Source organism: Cytobacillus sp. FSL W7-1323 (genome assembly GCF_038595015.1).
GTDB lineage: Bacteria > Bacillota > Bacilli > Bacillales > Cytobacillaceae > Cytobacillus > Cytobacillus kochii.
Genome location: NZ_CP151998.1, coordinates 1,754,135 through 1,770,562, shown reverse-complemented (window position 1 = coordinate 1,770,562; position 16,428 = coordinate 1,754,135). Strand labels below are relative to the sequence as shown.

General features: G+C 34.6%; 19 protein-coding genes. 7 read left to right on the top strand and 12 right to left on the bottom strand.

Going from position 1 to position 16,428, the window contains the following annotated elements; all coding sequences use genetic code 11:
• Positions 1-23: 23 nt before the first annotated feature.
• From MKX67_RS09250 to MKX67_RS09225, 6 genes are all read right to left on the bottom strand, one after another.
• The gene (locus MKX67_RS09250) at positions 24-566 is read right to left on the bottom strand and encodes a peroxiredoxin (protein WP_095369690.1); all 543 of its coding nucleotides are present in this window, start codon (positions 564-566) and stop codon (positions 24-26) included.
• A 236-nt stretch (positions 567-802) separates the two neighbouring features.
• On the bottom strand, positions 803-1,933 hold the full coding sequence (locus MKX67_RS09245) for an N-acetyldiaminopimelate deacetylase (RefSeq protein ID WP_307314675.1): 1,131 nt from the start codon (positions 1,931-1,933) through the stop codon (positions 803-805).
• 74 nt (positions 1,934-2,007) lie between these two features.
• Positions 2,008-2,718: a 2,3,4,5-tetrahydropyridine-2,6-dicarboxylate N-acetyltransferase gene (gene dapD, locus MKX67_RS09240; RefSeq protein WP_095369692.1), complete on the bottom strand. Its 711-nt coding sequence runs from the start codon at positions 2,716-2,718 to the stop codon at positions 2,008-2,010.
• 85 nt (positions 2,719-2,803) lie between these two features.
• Entirely contained in the window at positions 2,804-3,688 is an 885-nt protein-coding gene (locus MKX67_RS09235) for a LysR family transcriptional regulator (protein WP_095369693.1), read from the bottom strand.
• A gap of 106 nt (positions 3,689-3,794) precedes the next feature.
• On the bottom strand, positions 3,795-4,244 hold the full coding sequence (cbpB, locus tag MKX67_RS09230; protein WP_307314679.1) for a cyclic-di-AMP-binding protein CbpB: 450 nt from the start codon (positions 4,242-4,244) through the stop codon (positions 3,795-3,797).
• Positions 4,245-4,797: 553 nt separating this feature from the next.
• Positions 4,798-5,034, bottom strand: a complete 237-nt coding sequence (locus MKX67_RS09225) for a YkuJ family protein (RefSeq protein WP_095369696.1) — start codon at positions 5,032-5,034, stop codon at positions 4,798-4,800.
• 208 nt (positions 5,035-5,242) lie between these two features.
• On the opposite strand from MKX67_RS09225, the gene MKX67_RS09220 reads away from it, so the two are divergent.
• Positions 5,243-5,482, top strand: a complete 240-nt coding sequence (locus tag MKX67_RS09220; protein WP_095369697.1) for a glutaredoxin family protein — start codon at positions 5,243-5,245, stop codon at positions 5,480-5,482.
• A 53-nt stretch (positions 5,483-5,535) separates the two neighbouring features.
• On the opposite strand, the gene MKX67_RS09215 is transcribed toward MKX67_RS09220, so the two are convergent.
• Both MKX67_RS09215 and MKX67_RS09210 read right to left on the bottom strand, forming a co-directional pair.
• Positions 5,536-5,766, bottom strand: a complete 231-nt coding sequence (locus tag MKX67_RS09215) for a hypothetical protein (RefSeq protein ID WP_095369698.1) — start codon at positions 5,764-5,766, stop codon at positions 5,536-5,538.
• Positions 5,767-5,852: 86 nt separating this feature from the next.
• Entirely contained in the window at positions 5,853-7,070 is a 1,218-nt protein-coding gene (locus tag MKX67_RS09210) for an EAL-associated domain-containing protein (protein WP_322909197.1), read from the bottom strand.
• A gap of 260 nt (positions 7,071-7,330) precedes the next feature.
• Between MKX67_RS09210 and MKX67_RS09205 the strand changes: the two genes are divergently transcribed.
• From MKX67_RS09205 to MKX67_RS09195, 3 genes are all read left to right on the top strand, one after another.
• Positions 7,331-8,197, top strand: a complete 867-nt coding sequence (locus MKX67_RS09205) for a metallophosphoesterase (RefSeq protein WP_322909670.1) — start codon at positions 7,331-7,333, stop codon at positions 8,195-8,197.
• Between the two features lie 156 nt (positions 8,198-8,353).
• Positions 8,354-8,848 (top strand): L,D-transpeptidase family protein, encoded by a 495-nt coding sequence (locus tag MKX67_RS09200; RefSeq protein WP_307314687.1) that lies wholly within the window; start codon positions 8,354-8,356, stop codon positions 8,846-8,848.
• Between the two features lie 104 nt (positions 8,849-8,952).
• A complete protein-coding gene (locus MKX67_RS09195) occupies positions 8,953-9,426 on the top strand; it encodes a YkyB family protein (protein WP_095369701.1) in 474 nt (157 codons plus the stop codon).
• Between the two features lie 284 nt (positions 9,427-9,710).
• Here the strand turns inward: MKX67_RS09195 and MKX67_RS09190 are convergent, their stop codons facing one another.
• Both MKX67_RS09190 and MKX67_RS09185 read right to left on the bottom strand, forming a co-directional pair.
• A complete protein-coding gene (locus tag MKX67_RS09190; RefSeq protein WP_095369702.1) occupies positions 9,711-10,604 on the bottom strand; it encodes a chemotaxis protein in 894 nt (297 codons plus the stop codon).
• 84 nt (positions 10,605-10,688) lie between these two features.
• Positions 10,689-12,005 carry an MFS transporter gene (locus MKX67_RS09185; protein WP_095369703.1) on the bottom strand — a complete coding sequence of 439 codons (1,317 nt, stop codon included), beginning with the start codon at positions 12,003-12,005 and terminating at the stop codon, positions 10,689-10,691.
• 330 nt (positions 12,006-12,335) lie between these two features.
• On the opposite strand from MKX67_RS09185, the gene MKX67_RS09180 reads away from it, so the two are divergent.
• On the top strand, positions 12,336-13,484 hold the full coding sequence (locus MKX67_RS09180) for an aminotransferase A (RefSeq protein WP_322909196.1): 1,149 nt from the start codon (positions 12,336-12,338) through the stop codon (positions 13,482-13,484).
• 53 nt (positions 13,485-13,537) lie between these two features.
• On the opposite strand, the gene MKX67_RS09175 is transcribed toward MKX67_RS09180, so the two are convergent.
• Positions 13,538-14,413 carry an NAD(P)-dependent oxidoreductase gene (locus MKX67_RS09175; RefSeq protein ID WP_307314695.1) on the bottom strand — a complete coding sequence of 292 codons (876 nt, stop codon included), beginning with the start codon at positions 14,411-14,413 and terminating at the stop codon, positions 13,538-13,540.
• A 73-nt stretch (positions 14,414-14,486) separates the two neighbouring features.
• Positions 14,487-14,936 (bottom strand): hypothetical protein, encoded by a 450-nt coding sequence (locus MKX67_RS09170; RefSeq protein ID WP_095369706.1) that lies wholly within the window; start codon positions 14,934-14,936, stop codon positions 14,487-14,489.
• Positions 14,937-15,107: 171 nt separating this feature from the next.
• Between MKX67_RS09170 and MKX67_RS09165 the strand changes: the two genes are divergently transcribed.
• Together MKX67_RS09165 and MKX67_RS09160 are read left to right on the top strand one after the other, a co-directional pair.
• A complete protein-coding gene (locus tag MKX67_RS09165; RefSeq protein WP_224937836.1) occupies positions 15,108-16,175 on the top strand; it encodes a YeeE/YedE family protein in 1,068 nt (355 codons plus the stop codon).
• Positions 16,176-16,187: 12 nt separating this feature from the next.
• On the top strand, positions 16,188-16,412 hold the full coding sequence (locus MKX67_RS09160; protein WP_095369708.1) for a sulfurtransferase TusA family protein: 225 nt from the start codon (positions 16,188-16,190) through the stop codon (positions 16,410-16,412).
• Positions 16,413-16,428 lie beyond the last annotated feature (16 nt).

The following is a 16,428-nucleotide window of genomic DNA, read 5'->3' as shown; positions in this document are numbered from 1 at the left end:
GGGTTTATAAGACTCTAAATGAATTATAGAGTTTTTTGACCTGGTTTCCAGTTAGCTGGGCAAAGGCCACCCGTTTGAAGTGCTTGAAGCACACGTAGGGTTTCATCAACGTCACGGCCAATGTTGTTATGGTTTACTACTGAATACATTAACTCTCCTTCAGGGTTAATGATATATAGCCCACGAAGTGCTACACCTTCTTCTTCAATTAAGACACCATAGTCACGTGATACAACATGGTTTGTATCCGCAGCTAATGGATAGTTAAGATCACCAAGTCCATTTTCTTTACGATCAGTATTAATCCATGCTAAATGAGTGTGAATAGTATCTGTTGATACACCAATTACTTCTGCATCAAGATCTTCGAATTCATCATAGCGATCTGACATTGCAGTAATTTCAGTTGGGCAAACAAAAGTGAAATCCATTGGATAGAAGAAAAGAACTGTCCATTTATCATTCTTCATATTTTCTTCAAGACTTACTTTACCAAATTCCTTATTAGCCAATACAGCGTCCATTTCAAATCTTGGTGCTTGTTTTCCTACCATACGTTCTGCCATGATTAATTCCCTCCAGTAATTATGTACTAAACAAGAATTGATATGTATATTCTCATTTGCAACTTGTTCATCGATAATAATTATACATTTCTTATTGATAATAGTCAAGGTAAATTAAAATGAATTTAAATTAGGATTTATTCTAAATTATTCAATTTATTATCTATATTATTATATTATCAAAAAGAGCTAGGCGATGAAAATAATTGAGCGTGCGCTCGATTGATGTGAAATGATTACGCCCTATTCCCTTTATAATTCAAGTAATCACCGATATAGTTAATCGCTAAATTAATTGCTCCCTCATCCGGCTTAAGACGTGCATGGTGTAAACCAAAAGGAGAATTAACTCCTAGCCAAAACATAAAACCGGGAATTTCACGTAGCATATAACCAAAGTCCTCACCAGTCATCGCTTCTTTACAAATAAATAGGTTTGCTTCATTATGGCCTTCTGTGAATTGCATGAGATCGGCGGTTAACACTTCATCATTGTATACTTGATAATAATTACTTCCATAATCGATTGTTGTTTGACATTCATAGCCCACTTCTACTCCTTGTACAAGAGCCTCAATTCTTTGTTTTACTCTGTTCATCGATGTTGGTGAGAGCGTTCTGATCGTTCCCTCTATTCTTGCATTTTCAGCAATAATATTTTGTACTGTACCACCAGTGATTTTTCCTACTGTTACAACAGCACTATCAAGAGGGTCAATGTTTCTTGAAACAATGGTCTGAAGTTGATTAACTAAAGAGCATGCTGCTACGACCATATCTATTGTTTGATGAGGATACGCTGCATGGCCACCTTTGCCTTTTAAATCGATAAACAATTCTGACGTATTAGCAAACAACAGTCCTTCTTTCACAGCGATTGTACCAACAGGGTATTCTGGTGCAATATGCAAAGCGAAAATCATGTCAGGTTTCCATTGTTGAAATTCTGCTGATTCTAATAACGGCTTGGCTCCACCTGGTCCTTCTTCAGCAGGTTGAAAAATAAATACCATATCATCATTAATTGGATGATTGACGATATTAGTTATTACACCAAGTGCGATTGCCATATGAAAGTCGTGACCACAGGCATGCATATTTCCTTTATGCGTAGATTGGAAAGGATAGTCTGTTTCTTCATCAATTGGCAGACCATCTATATCTGCCCTGTAACCAATCGTTTTGGACGGATTCAAGCCCTTAATCCTTAAGATAATACCAGTTCTCCACGTTTTTACTTCCATTCGCGTTTGATCCAATGAGGCAATATATTCTAATAAATATTTCTGTGTTTTCACTTCTTGAAATCCTAGTTCCGGTATTTTATGCAAGTCTCGGCGTATTCTCACAAATAGATTATCAATCAACTACCATTCTCCTCCATATACAAAAGCGTGGAAATAAACTTCCACGCTTTTTCTATATTCATTTTACCTTATGATTAAAGTTGACGAAGTTCTTGCTTAATTTCTGTTTTTGATTTTGTTTTTTCATCAATTTGTTTGATGACCTTTGCTGGTGTACCAGCTACAACTGTATTAGGTGCTACATCATCAATGACAATTGCACCCGCTGCAACAACAGCACCTTTACCAACTGTTACGCCTTCTAAAATAACTGCATTTGCCCCAATTACTACGTCATCCTCAACAATAACTGGTTTTGCAGAAGGGGGTTCAATCACACCTGCTAATACGGAACCTGCACCAATGTGGCAGTTTTTACCGACAGTTGCTCGTCCACCAAGAACAACATTCATATCGATCATTGTTCCTTCTCCGATAGCAGCACCGATATTAATAGAAGCACCCATCATAATGACCACATTGTCGCCAATTTCAACTTGATCACGAATGATTGCACCTGGTTCAATACGTGCTTTAATGTTTTTCATATCTAATAATGGAATAGCAGAATTACGGCGATCATTTTCGATTACATAATCTTCAATTTTCGCTTCATTATTCTTAATTGCTTGTTCAATTTCAGCCCATTCACCAAAAACAACACCGCTTTGACCATTCAGAAAAGATTGACTTGAGCTACCAAAATCGATATTCTCTAAATCACCTTTAATATAGACTTTTACAGGTGTAGATTTTGTACTATTTTGAATAAAAGAAATGATTTCATTTGCATCCATCATTTTCATTGTAATTCCTCCTTTGATGTTCATATATGTATAAACTAACTAGAATTAATTTAACAAACTAACGCATTGAAAACAAGTGATATTATCATTTTTGTTCTTCAGCTATATGTTGCTTAATTAATTCGACAAATGCTTGTACTTGCTTCAGCTCAAAAGCTGATTCATATCCAAGTAACCATGTATCACGACTAATAGGTTGTTCGTTTTCATCCTCTAGGGGACTAATAAATATATTTTTCTCCATCCCCGTTAATGTAATGGCAGGTAATATCGCATAACCTATCCCGTTTAAGGTCATTTGTTTACAGGTCTCAATTTGATCGACTACAATCGTCCTTTTCGGTGGTGTCTTAAATTTCCTTAGCCACCAGTCTTGTATCTCTTGATAATAATTTGAATCACTTTTGAATTGAATAAAGGGCCGATCGGTTTCTAATATTTGATTTGTATCCTTAATCTCTGTATCAACAAGATACAGACTATCTTTAAATAAAGGTATCTTAACACCTTTCCAATCTGGTGTACCGCGAATAATCCCAATATGTACATCGTCATCATAAAGTGACCTTAAAATTTCACTACTCCAGCCTGTAATCAAGGATATTTTCGCTTGAGGATAGGTATTAACAAATTTCTTTAATACTTGAGGTAACCAATTTTGCCCGACAATGGAAGCTACAGCAATTTTCAATGTCCCGTATACTTCAGTATTTAAAGACTGAATCGATTCTTTTACCTTTTCCTCAGCTATCACGACCTCATTTACAAACTTGATGACCATTTCACCTGCTGGTGTTAAGGACAATCCCTTTTGAGATCGTACGAATAATCTACTTCCCCATTCTTTCTCGATATTTTGTAACCTTTGAGAAAGAGCTGGTTGTGATACAAACAAACGTTCAGCTGCTTTACGCATATTCATTTCTTGTGCAAGTACACTTAACATATGGAATTCCGATAGAGAAGCCACTTTTGACGTTCACCACCTCTAAAACTCACACCACTCACCTTCACATTCGGGCAAGTGGGGGAATAATCTTGACAGACGGAAGCTCCCAATATCTTTTGGGAGCTCTTTAGTCCTTCTTCTTTTTGCTATGCAATGCTTTTTGCAGTTGAACTAATAAGGATCTACGGGTAAGAATACCTTCAAAGTACCCTTCATCATCTTCAACACAAATAAATGGATGATCGACTAATAGTCCTGTGGCATTTCTAAGAGAAGTATTAATATTTAGGCGTGGTATATCATGATTCATAAATTCTTCTACACGCTTTTCTTCCAATTGATCGAATTCAATTCTCTGTAACCCAAGAATAGATTCCATAATCATTGGAGTGCTAATCAATCCATGGAGCTTATAGTGAGGATCTAAGACAGGAATAGCTGTGTAACCACTTTTCGTCAAAACTAAAAGGGTGTGCTCTAAATTATTGCCGATTTGAACATGTGCCACTCGCTCTGAAGGAATGAGCAAGTCTTTAATATCAATTTCTAAAAACTCTTCACTGTGGAGACTGATCATAATTTGAAAACTCCTCAAACTTTAATGATTTGTATTCAATTATGATTTTATCATAGTTTCCTCATATCTGCCTTATATTTACCCCATAAACCTATCCTTTACTTGTATGAATATTTCTACTACGATATTGACAGTAAGGACAATGAAAAATCAAGTTTTGGTTTGATTGCGCAGTAAGTGTTTTATCCATCTTCGCTCTTCTATCACAGTTTGGACAAATAACCTCTGGTACCATATCAACATCACCTCTTTTATAGAATGACCGAAGAACGATGAAATTATTTAGCCGATGGGAATGAAGAAGACAAATCCTTATTTAACTCGATAACATGTTTTACTCTCTAAATATAATTTATCTGTTGCTTCATTCATTTATTAGCCCCTCATTGTATTTTGGAGGATTGAATATCATCTTGAATGTTCGCTTTTTTGTATCCCTACGTAAGCAAGAGCAGGTGGTGTGGTGATAAGTTTTGCCTTCCTTACCCGTAATTTTTATATCAAATAAAAAAAAGAGACCATTTAGTTGGTCTCTCCGCTTATAAGGGTATGATTACTGAATGAGCTCGAACACTTCAATTGTTATCATATCAACATTATCAAATTGATAACGTTTAGGCTTCTCTTTGTCATTGTAAACTTCCAATTCGAATGTTTCGTTTTTCGGATGATAAGTAACTTGGCATTTTCTTTCACCATTCACCTCAAAAAATCTCTGTGTGGGTTCTGAGCCAGTTGCCTGCTCTTGTAAATTCTTTAATCTAGTCAATATGCCTTGTAATTGTGACAATTGTTTATCTCCTTTCCAAAACAACCCTTTAACTTAAGGTTTCTCTCTAGGCATGTTTTTATCCTACTTCTAAAAAAGCGGTTACTAAACCGTTTTTTTCACATGCCAATATTAACAGGATAATTAATATGGTATGATTACACAAGTAAAAGAATAAAAAAAGTCCAGATTTTTTCAAAGTTCGACTTTTCAGGAGGAATGATTGTACGTGAAATCAATTACTATTTATACACAACCAGAATGCCCACCGTGTGAAATTACTAAAATGTTTTTAAAAGACTACGGATTTTCTTTTGAACAAAAAGATATTAAAAAAGACCCTAAAGCAATGAAAGAACTAACACAAACATATCATTCCTACTCAACCCCAACGGTCGTTATCGAAAACGAAGTGATTAGCGGATTTAATTTAGAAAAGCTAAAAGAATTATTAGATATAGAAGAATAATCAATGAATAAAAAAGGCTTCCAGGTCAAAAGAGGAAGCCTTTTTAGAGGAAATTATCGAAAAACGTAAAAGATTGTAATGGCTGCTAAGGCAACAAAAAAAACAACATAGACGACAAGGATAGGATTGAATAAATAAGGTCTTTTCTTCACCTCATCGGGGATGTCTGCATCCAGTTCCTTATTCGTTGATGCTTTTTCCTTTAATATAGATGAAGTGGATATCAATGACCAAACGATGAGAACTAAACAAATAACTATTAAAGCAATTAACCAGCCGCTCACCCTATTTCACTCCTTTACATAATACGTTCTAGTAAAGATAGGATGTGCGCTAAAGTATGAATTATGCTGGTTGATATTGCCTTTACCTATAATAGCCCGTCTCTCTCATATAAAAAATCATAGGAAAGATCTGCGAATAAATACTCTGTTGCTGTTAACGGAAAAGAAAAAGTTCTAATTGTTTCTCCCGTCTCAATATCTGTATACAAATCTGACAATAAACCTTTTTTATTACTTTTCATTCTCATTATATGCTCTAAAAAATATGGTCTCCAGCTCCAATTTTTATGCATGTATTCATCTTGTTGTATCCAATTCTTATTTTTCTTAAAAATATTTGGTGTTTGTTGAAAACCATCTTCATTACAAATATATAACCTAAAGGCAACATGATCTAACTTCGTTGCTAGTTTTGTCAGGAATGGCACATAAGATTCATATACATGGTTTTTCTGTAAGTATTCTGTCATCGTTTCGTTAAACTTTTCAGTTATCGTGTGTAATGAGTGCAATTTTTTCTTTTCATAGGTGATAAATTGATGACATTTTTCTTTTAATTTTTCCTTCAAGATATCTCGATCAACAAATACACTTCCAGCTTTATGTAAATAGTCTCCTTGGTAATATCTCCCACCATTTCTCCAAGCAAACTGTAACTGAAAATCCATATCAATATTTTCAAATAATAATGTTGCACCAATCTTTCTGGCTAACATCGATAGAGAATAAAGAATTTCTTGATAATGATGATTATTTGATGAAGAACGTAAAGCTTTTAAATCAATTCTTAAAATATTTGGTGCTAACTTCCCAATCTGCTCTAAATTATTATTCGCTTCTCCTAAATTGTCGATGGCAATTTTAATGCCATATGTACGATAATAACTAATGAAATGATCCAAATAGTCAAAATCATCATCGATAGGTGTTCTTTTCGTCATACTGATGACAATTCGATCTAACGCAATACCTTGATCCTCATATTGTTTTAAAATATTCAGTAGATGCTCACTATCTTGATTTAATAGCAAATCAACATTTCGATTAATATATATCATTACATCATCTTTCATTTGAATAGCATGCTCTAACGCTTTTTCCAGCAAAATATCATCGACTTTATTACGATATTCTTCTGGTATGGAATCGTCAGCTAAAAATGACTTCAAATCAATCTCATTATTTTCAGTTATAAACTTACCAATCACTTCATAACCGATAATTCTATGCTCATCCGCACTAAATATCGGAAAAAAATACGGCATAATATGTTTGCTGTCTTGTAAGATTTCTAATGGTTCCATAAAGTGGCACTCCCATTTATCTGAACTTTTAATACGATATCCCATTATATCATATTCTCCCCTACATATTGCCAATAGGTCGAAAATTAAAATTATATATATGTGTGTAAAAACTATTAACCTATACACCCTTACAATTTTTTCTAGTTAATTATTACAAATTGTTATCAATGATTGGAAATATTGGTCTTTGCTGTTTTTTCGTTCATATATTTGATAGTATGAGAGAGTATATTAAAGAGATTGGTTGGTATAATGTAATGGCAGATAAAATGACTCGGAGAAGTTTTTTAAAAAAAAGTATGGGATCTTTCGTAGCTCTAGCCGCTATCGGTACTGGTGGCTTTTTTTATGCACGTGATATTGAGCCGAAATATTTACAAGTAATTCATCATAACATCATCAAACCTCAATTACCCCACTCTTTTCATAATTTAAAAGTTGTACAATTCAGTGATACACATTTAGGCTTTCATTATGACTTAAATGAACTCAAAAAATTAATGAATAAAATTAACTCATTCCAGCCTGATTTAATTCTCTTCACTGGAGATTTAATGGACAAACCTAATGAGTATCCTTACATCAATCAAATTAGTCCCATATTATCAAAACTTCATGCATCGATTGGTAAATTTGCTATCTATGGCAATCATGATCACGGTGGATATGGTTCTGATATTTACAGAGAGATAATGGAAGAGTCGGGATTTGAGGTTTTACTTAACGAGAGTAAAAAAGTAACCATTAATAATGAGAGCATATATATTTCAGGCATTGATGATGCGATGCTCGGTAAACCAAATTTCCAAACTACTTTTGCGGACATACCTAATGACGGGTATCATATATTTCTATCACATGCCCCTGACTTAGCTGATGAAGCAAGTCAATATCATGTAGACTTTCAATTTAGCGGCCATAGTCACGGTGGACAAATTCAAATCCCCTTCATTGGTGCACTGGTAAAGCCACCCTTTGGAGAAGTTTATTATGAAGGTTTTTATGATGTAGGGGATGAAAAACCACTTAAATTATACGTTAATAGAGGAATTGGGACAACAAGACTACCTTTTCGTTTTCTCTGTCGGCCCGAACTAACAATCTTTACTTTGAAAAGTCAATAACATCGTTTTTTTTATTATATTGGGTGAGTTATTCATTAAAATGAAAGCTCACCTTAAAAATAATCCACCACATTCCTATTCATTTAAAAAAATGTATGTTACAACTTCTCCTATCATATATATATGGTACCCTTCTCTAGAAAGGATGGATCGGAAATGTATCATATTGTTCAACCTGGAGAATCGATGCAGCTGATTGCTGCAAATTACCGTATACCCTATCACCAATTACTATTAGCAAACCCTGCTATTGTTAATCCATCAGTTATTTATATCGGGCAACAAATAATAATTCCTGGACTCCCTAATTCATCAGATATTCCCTATTCTATTGTTGTATCCAAAGAAAAAAGAACGCTTTCCTTATACAAAAACAGACAATTAGTGAAAACATATCCGATTGCAGTTGGTAAGATGTTAACAACTACACCTGTAGGTCAATTCGTTATCGTTAACCGTGAACCAAACCCTGGAGGTCCTTTTGGGGCATTATGGCTATCACTCTCTAAGAAGGGATACGGCATTCACGGCACAAACGACCCGAGTTCAATAGGTAAAGCTGTTTCGAAAGGATGTATTAGAATGCATAATAGTGATGTGCTTGAATTAGCTAGTTTAGTTCCCAATGGAACTTCAGTCGTTATTACTTAATAAATTATAGCGTATTTGAACTTACCCTTTTGTATTTCCTTAAAAAGGGGTATAATGTATACTAATAATTTAATTTTTTCTAAAATATGAAAGGAGTACTTCAATTGAACTCTGCAAGCAATGAGCACCACCCTCAGTTAAAACCAACGGTAGAAAACCTCTCACAAGCAATCTTCACCGTTAACCGTCACGCCAAAACGGCTCCAAATCCGAAGTTTTTATATAAAGTGAAACATGATTCGCTACAAAAACTTCTGAAGGAGGGTAAAGCAAAAAAGATTGGTCTACATTATTCACGAAACCCAAAAAATAGCCAACAACAATCAGACGTATTAATTAAGTGTGGTGCCTACACCTTTCACTTACCACCTTCAAAAATGGATTTTACAGCGTTGCCCCATTTAGGAAACCTGGACTCGTCAGTAAGAAATCCACGCTCCTCTATTTCTTTAAGCCAAGCCAAAAAGCTACTCATGACTTATACCGGTTTAAAAGAAGGCCAACATCATCCAAATAATCGTAAATCAAATAAATATGAAAAACCTGTATTTAAAAAACTAGGGGAATCCTACTTCTAAAATAGTACCTTACCTTTTTAAATAAAAATGAAGTGATTGAAGTCTAGTTTATTCTACCTAAACAAAGCTATACACCAAAAAACCCGAACCAATTGGCGCTCTCCCGTAAGTATTCAGATATCTTAACCTGTCTACTTACGTGAGGTCACAGCAAATGGTTCGGTTTTTATATTGGAGAAAATCCAATTCTACTAGAGATAAAAATGGAATCTAATTAAATTCTAAGCTTAAACAAACAAGTAAATGAGAAAATGCCAAGCAATAATGTGCACCTGTCACTTTATTTACAATAACTCTAAAATGACGTTTACAAGGTTTTGGATATCAGGCTTACTTACTTGTGCATCTGCACCAACCTTCTTTCCCTGATGTAGAAGATCTTCCGTAATAAGCGATGAAAAAATAACTACAGGTGTGGATTGCCGTTTACTATCTTGCTTAATATATTTTGTCAGAAAATGACCATTCATTAATGGCATTTCAATATCAGTAATAACAAGATCGACTTTATTTTTATCAGATGCTAAATGGTTATAACATTCTTCTCCATTTTCAAAGAAAAGTAACTGCTGAAAGCCAGCCTTATTTAATGTTTCTTTTAATATACTGCGTAGCATTGGGGAATCTTCAGCAATAACAATTCTCGCATTCTTTTTATCACCAGCAATATCCGCTTGTAAATCATCTTTGGAGAAACCAATATTGGGATTGATATCAGTCAGGATTTTTTCAAAATCAAGCATTAGAATCATATTTTCTGATTGTTTTACTACGCCAAGTGTATAACTATTATCATTATTATAAATATCATCAGGTTTTTCAATTTGATCCCATGACAGACGATGAATCTGCCTTACTTCATCTACGTGAAATATTACCTTTTGCTTATTAAACTCTACAATGAGAAAACTACTGTCATCTTTAACAATTTGTGTATACGAGTCTTGATTGGAAACCAATGCATTTCTTAAGCTAATAACGGGCAAAACTTCACCTCTTAGTTGTGTAATCCCTAAAATAAATGGATGGGCATGTGGAATAGGCGTAATCGCCAATGGTGCAACAATTTCTTTCACCTTATAAACATTCATTCCATAATGTTGATTATTTACTTTGAATTCAATTATTTCTAGTTCATTCATGCCGCTTTCTACAACTGATTGTCTCTCTGAAATCATATAAACGTCTTCCTCTCAATCTTTTTCTTACCCTTAGCTTATATCGGCTAAAAACAATAAGTATAGATAAGAAGAAGTAGATTTTTAGTTCTCTTCAGGCTTAATCCTATTTAAGAAGAATAATCCCACTAGCGTTAAGACGATTAAGGAGCCCATCCCAAACCTACTAGCTATACTACCGTGAGAAGCAAGCAGATACGTAATCGTTCCGAAAATAAACGGGCCAATAATCGATGAGACTTTGCCGGAAAACGCGAATAATCCAAAAAACTGGCCTCTCTTATCTTCTGGTGTAAGTTCGACAATATAAGTTCTCGATGTTACCCACATGGATCCTAGAGCGATTCCAAACATACTACCAGCTATCCAGAACATCCAGGCATTAACGGCAAAAGTACCGATTATTAAAGCAACTAATAGGAGCAGACTCACATATCTAATGGCCCGATAAGCACCAACTGATTTGGTAATATAACCGAAAATAAAAGAGCCAATAATACTTGATACAGTTGAAACTAAATACAGTAGGATAAATTCTCCTGCAGAAAAGCCAACAATGGTGCTCGCATAAGGTGCCATCATTGCGATTGTTGTTGCTAAGGCATCATTTAAGAAAAAGTAAGCAATCATAAATGTAAAAATTACCCGATGTGATTTTATTTCTTTAAAAGTTTTATAAATCTCCTTATATCCTGACAAGAAAGAAGCTTTGTTTTCGACCTGTACTTTTTTCGGATTATCTTTTATAAAAAAGAATAAAGGTAATGAAAATAATAAAAATAAAATGGCAGTTGGAATAAAAGCATGATGGAAATCACTGTTTCCTACATATAAATATACAGTTAACCCTAGTAATGTACCTAAATATCCTATAGCAACACCAAATCCAGATATAAGAGGAACATCTTCTTTTTTCCCTAAATCAGCTATCATCGTGTCATAGAAAACAAGACTTGAATGAAAGAAAAACTTCGCTATAATAAATGAGACTATTACGAGGGCTAAATACAAAGGAACACCCATGATGGTACTTGTCAAATTTACCTCTGCAAATATGCCCATTAAAATGGTAAAGCTTACAGATAACAAGGTAAAGATAACGATATATTTTTTCTTTCTCCCTGTTCTGTCAATGAGGACACCAAACAATGGGCTAAAAATCACCAATAAAAAACTGGCTATTGAATTCGCGTAAGCAATAAAAGTATTCGCTAATTGTTCTTGTACTTCATTATTCCCGATAATTTCCTGCATATAAAATGGCCAAAAAATGGTATTAATATTGGAGGAAAAAATCGTATTGGCAAAATCATATAATGCCCATGAAATAATGGGTAAGGTTAAATATGCCTTCCACGATTGATTTCCTTTTTTCTTTTTTAATCCTCTTTCTATTTCCACTCTCATTCTCCCCTCTACATTTGCAAATTAAAATTAGGTAATTTTTTCTTTCATCATACCATTTTTTAGAATTTATTTTATCTCTTTTTTCTAAAACCTTATTTATTAGCAGTTAAGAAATTGTAAATAAAGCTACATAAGAAAAAGGTTTATCCTATAGGAAAACTTTTGTACAATAAAGAGATAAAACCATGTATTCGGAAAAGAATCAATGTAGAAAGACAACAAAATCAATTAAAATAAATCTTTTTTCGCAAATGGTTTGTATAACTACACTACATATAAATATGTTTGAACCGTTCTCATTATTTTTAATTTGAGGTGAATCCATTGGAACATTTAGTTAATCCAAAAGTTAAATCCATTGAAATTTCGGGTATTAGAAAATTCTTTAATATGGTCTCAGATACAAAAGATATGATTTCTTTGACTATCGGACAACCTGATTTTTCCACACCCACACATGTAAAAGAAGCAGCTAAATTAGCGATTGATGAAGATTATACATCGTATACACATAATGCGGGCGATTTGAAATTAAGAGCAGCAGCAACTAATTTTGTTAAAGAAAAATATCAGTTAGATTATGATGAATCAACTGAAGTGATTGTTACTTCAGGAGCTAGTGAAGCAATAGATATTACTTTAAGAACAATATTAGATGAAAATTGTGAGGTTATTCTTCCTGGCCCGGTTTATCCCGGCTATGAGCCTATTATTCGCCTCTGCGGGGCAACACCCGTCTATGCAGATATAACAAAAAATCAATTCAAAATGACAGCAAGCGTCATACTTCCTCTTATCAATGAAAACACAAGAGCAATTATTTTACCTTACCCATCAAATCCAACTGGTGTCAGTTTATCTAAAGGTGAAATCGAAGAGATTGCGCATCTAATAAGAGGAAAAGATATTTTTATTGTTGCAGATGAAATTTATAGTGAGTTAAGCTTTGATTCGCAACATTTCTCCATTGGCTCAATATTAAAAGAGCAAACCATTGTCATTAACGGCTTATCAAAATCACATGCCATGACTGGATGGCGAATCGGGTTATTATTTGCTCCAGAGAAAATAGCTAAGCATATCTTAAAAGTTCATCAATATAATGTGACTTGCGCCTCATCTATCTCGCAAATGGCTGCGCTACAAGCATTAACAAAAGGGATAGATGATGCTCTCCCCATGAAGGAAGAATATAAGAAAAGACGGGATTATGTTTTTCAGCGCCTAAAAGCGATGAATCTTGAGGTGGTTAAACCGAACGGAGCGTTTTACTTTTTTGTAAAAATTCCATCGAAACAAATATCCTCATTCGATTTTTGTTTACAATTAGTGAAGCAATCAGGTGTCGCTGTCGTGCCTGGCAGTGCTTTCTCCTCTTACGGGGAAGGTTATTTTAGATTATCTTTTGCCTATTCAATGACTACATTGGAAGAGGGTTTAAATCGATTAGCTTCTTTTCTTGAAAAACAATAAAAAAGCTTTGTCGGCCCACTTCCTGCCGACAAAGCTTTTCTTTTTATAAAAAACTATCTTTCCCAATATTTATATAATGCCTGTGTTCCACTATCCCCTTCTCCTTCAGCAGCTAATTTTTCATACATTTCTCGCGCTAACCTTAGGCCAGGTGTTTCCATTCCCATTTTTTCCGCTTCATCTAAGGCAATTGTCATATCTTTAATAAAGTGTTTTATATAAAAACCTGGAGAGAAATCACCAGAAATCATTCGTGGGACAAGATTAGAAAGTGACCAGCTCCCAGCTGCCCCACTAGTGATACTTTTTAATACGTTCTCACTATTTAATCCTGCTTTTTCTGCATAAATAATCGCCTCACAAACACCGATCATATTCGAGGCTATTGCTATTTGATTGGCCATTTTTGTATGTTGTCCAGCTCCAGCAACTCCTTGATAGACAATGTTTTCGCCCATATATTTTAGAATTGGTAAAATTGCCTGATAGGCAGTAGCTTCACCACCCACCATAATAGACAATTTTCCACTTTTAGCACCTATATCTCCACCTGAAACAGGCGCATCAATTGCATAAATCTCTTTTTGTTTTGCCCTTTCAGCAATTTCTTTCGCAAGAGTAGGCGTTGACGTTGTCATATCGATTAAATAAGTATGTGGATTTGCATTTTCAATTAATCCTTCTTCACCTAGATAGATTGATTTCACATCATCAGGATAGCCAACCATAGTAATAACAATGTTTGCTTGCTTGGCTAATTCTTTAGGTGAATGAATCCAACTAGCCCCTTGAGATATTAATTGAGCTGCTTTTTCTTTTGTACGTGAATAGACCAGGACTGTATAGCCTGCTTTAATCAAATGGAGAGCCATACTCTTCCCCATCACTCCTGTACCAATAAAACCAATCTTCGTCTCTTCTTTATTCATTCTCTCTCTCCTTCAAAATAAATATATTGATTATTCTATCATTTATATTTACTATTTGAAAGATAACGGTTTATCAAAGTTGTGAAGAAAAATGAGTTAAATAACCCTTCGCCACACTATGCTCATTATTGATTATTTCGATAGAAACTGCTTGATTCTCAATCATATTTTCAATGTCAAAAACATGTAAATCTTTTTGTAGTGGTATGGGTTCCATATAGATGAAGAAATCTTTATTCCCTTCAGGTTCAATCACTTCTACCGCTTGCCCGTTTTCATTACCATAAAAGATTTCATCTGCCCCTAAAGCTAAGGCTAGTTCTTTATTATGAATATTGACTTTAATGACATAAGCTTCTTCTTCTAATAACACTTTATCATTTAACTGAAATCTAAATTGTAATTCATTTGTTTTCGTCAATAAAGCATCTGCGTGATGATTAATAATTGATTGCTGATCATTACTCGTACATCCACTAAGAAAAAAGAGAAGGCATACGATAAATATTCGACGACTCAACATTTTCTACTCCCCTTCCAGATACGATTAATCCAGTTATTGTCAAACTTAACAACAATTATTCATACATCTATTTTCATTTATTTAAAAAACCCTTGACAATATTTCTGTCTATCCTTTATCATCATAATTCGTAAAGGCTTATAAGTTTACTCGGAATTAGAGGGGATAAATATGATACAAATGTTAATAACTGGATTGATTTGCGGTGCGTTATTAGGCTTTGTTATGCAACGTGGGCGCTTCTGTTTAACAGGGGGCTTCCGTGATATGTTCATCGCAAAAGATAATCGAATGTTTTATGCCTTACTCATTGCTATTTGCGTGCAAAGTATTGGCGTGTTTACTCTTATTCAATTAGGAATCATCGATTTCACTGCTGGTAATTTCGCTTGGTTAGGAGTTATCTTTGGTTCTTTTGTATTTGGTATCGGCATCGTATTAGCAGGTGGTTGTGCGACTGGTACATGGTATCGAGCGGGAGAAGGTTTACTAGGTAGCTGGATTGCTCTGTTCGCTTATATGGTAATGGCTGCGGTTATGAAAACAGGCGTACTCGCACCTTTAAATACAGAAATAAGTTCAATTACTTTACCGGAAAACTCAATTGCTGCTACATTTGGTATAAGCAACTGGATTTTCATTATCGCTTTATTACTTATAACTGGCGGTCTTGTTTATCGAGAGCTTAGAAAGCCAAAAATTGCGATACCATCTTTAAAACCTAAACGTACTGGACTTAGCCATTTATTGTTTGAAAAAAGATGGCATCCATTTGTCACTGCAATTCTTGTTGGGCTAATCGCTCTCCTTGCATGGCCACTAAGCGCTGCTACAGGTAGAATGTTTGGTTTAGGCATTACAACACCATCTGCTAACATTCTACAATATTTAGTGATTGGTGATGCTGCATTTATTAACTGGGGAGTGTTTCTTGTATTAGGAATCTTCATAGGATCATTTATCGCAGCCAAAGGCAGCAAAGAATTTCGTTTTAGAATGCCTGATAAAAAAACAGGTATAAATAGTTTTATTGGTGGATTATTGATGGGGTTTGGAGCTAGCCTTGCCGGTGGCTGTTCAATAGGCAATGGACTAGTAATGACTTCAATGATGACATGGCAAGGATGGATCGGTCTCTTATTTATTATTTTAGGTACTTGGACCGCTGCCTACTTTGTCTATGTTAGACCACAGAAAAGACGTGCTTCTCAAAGTACGACATCACAACAAGCTGTATAGGGGGAAACAAACATGCAAAAAACATTAGAAGTAATGGGTCAAGTTTGTCCATTTCCATTAGTGGAAGCAAAGTCTGCAATTGAATCGATCCAATCAGGAGATGAACTAATTATTCAATTTGATTGTACACAAGCAACTGAAAGTCTTCCACGCTGGGCTGCAGAAGCTGGTCACCAAGTAACCAACTATGAACAACTTGGAGATGCAGCTTGGACAATCACAATTCAAAAGAAATAAATCAATAAAATCGTTG

Excerpts from the sequence above, each read along its gene's own strand:
- MKX67_RS09175 (WP_307314695.1), bottom strand. The coding sequence starts at position 14,413 with ATGAATAAAGAAGAGACGAAGATTGGTTTTATTGGTACAGGAGTGATG.
- MKX67_RS09200 (WP_307314687.1), top strand. The coding sequence starts at position 8,354 with ATGTATCATATTGTTCAACCTGGAGAATCGATGCAGCTGATTGCTGCA.
- MKX67_RS09210 (WP_322909197.1), bottom strand. The coding sequence starts at position 7,070 with ATGGAACCATTAGAAATCTTACAAGACAGCAAACATATTATGCCGTAT.
- MKX67_RS09250 (WP_095369690.1), bottom strand. The coding sequence starts at position 566 with ATGGCAGAACGTATGGTAGGAAAACAAGCACCAAGATTTGAAATGGAC.
- MKX67_RS09165 (WP_224937836.1), top strand. The coding sequence starts at position 15,108 with ATGATACAAATGTTAATAACTGGATTGATTTGCGGTGCGTTATTAGGC.
- MKX67_RS09190 (WP_095369702.1), bottom strand. The coding sequence starts at position 10,604 with ATGATTTCAGAGAGACAATCAGTTGTAGAAAGCGGCATGAATGAACTA.
- MKX67_RS09170 (WP_095369706.1), bottom strand. The coding sequence starts at position 14,936 with ATGTTGAGTCGTCGAATATTTATCGTATGCCTTCTCTTTTTTCTTAGT.
- MKX67_RS09205 (WP_322909670.1), top strand. The coding sequence starts at position 7,331 with ATGGCAGATAAAATGACTCGGAGAAGTTTTTTAAAAAAAAGTATGGGA.
- cbpB (WP_307314679.1), bottom strand. The coding sequence starts at position 4,244 with ATGATCAGTCTCCACAGTGAAGAGTTTTTAGAAATTGATATTAAAGAC.
- MKX67_RS09160 (WP_095369708.1), top strand. The coding sequence starts at position 16,188 with ATGCAAAAAACATTAGAAGTAATGGGTCAAGTTTGTCCATTTCCATTA.
- dapD (WP_095369692.1), bottom strand. The coding sequence starts at position 2,718 with ATGAAAATGATGGATGCAAATGAAATCATTTCTTTTATTCAAAATAGT.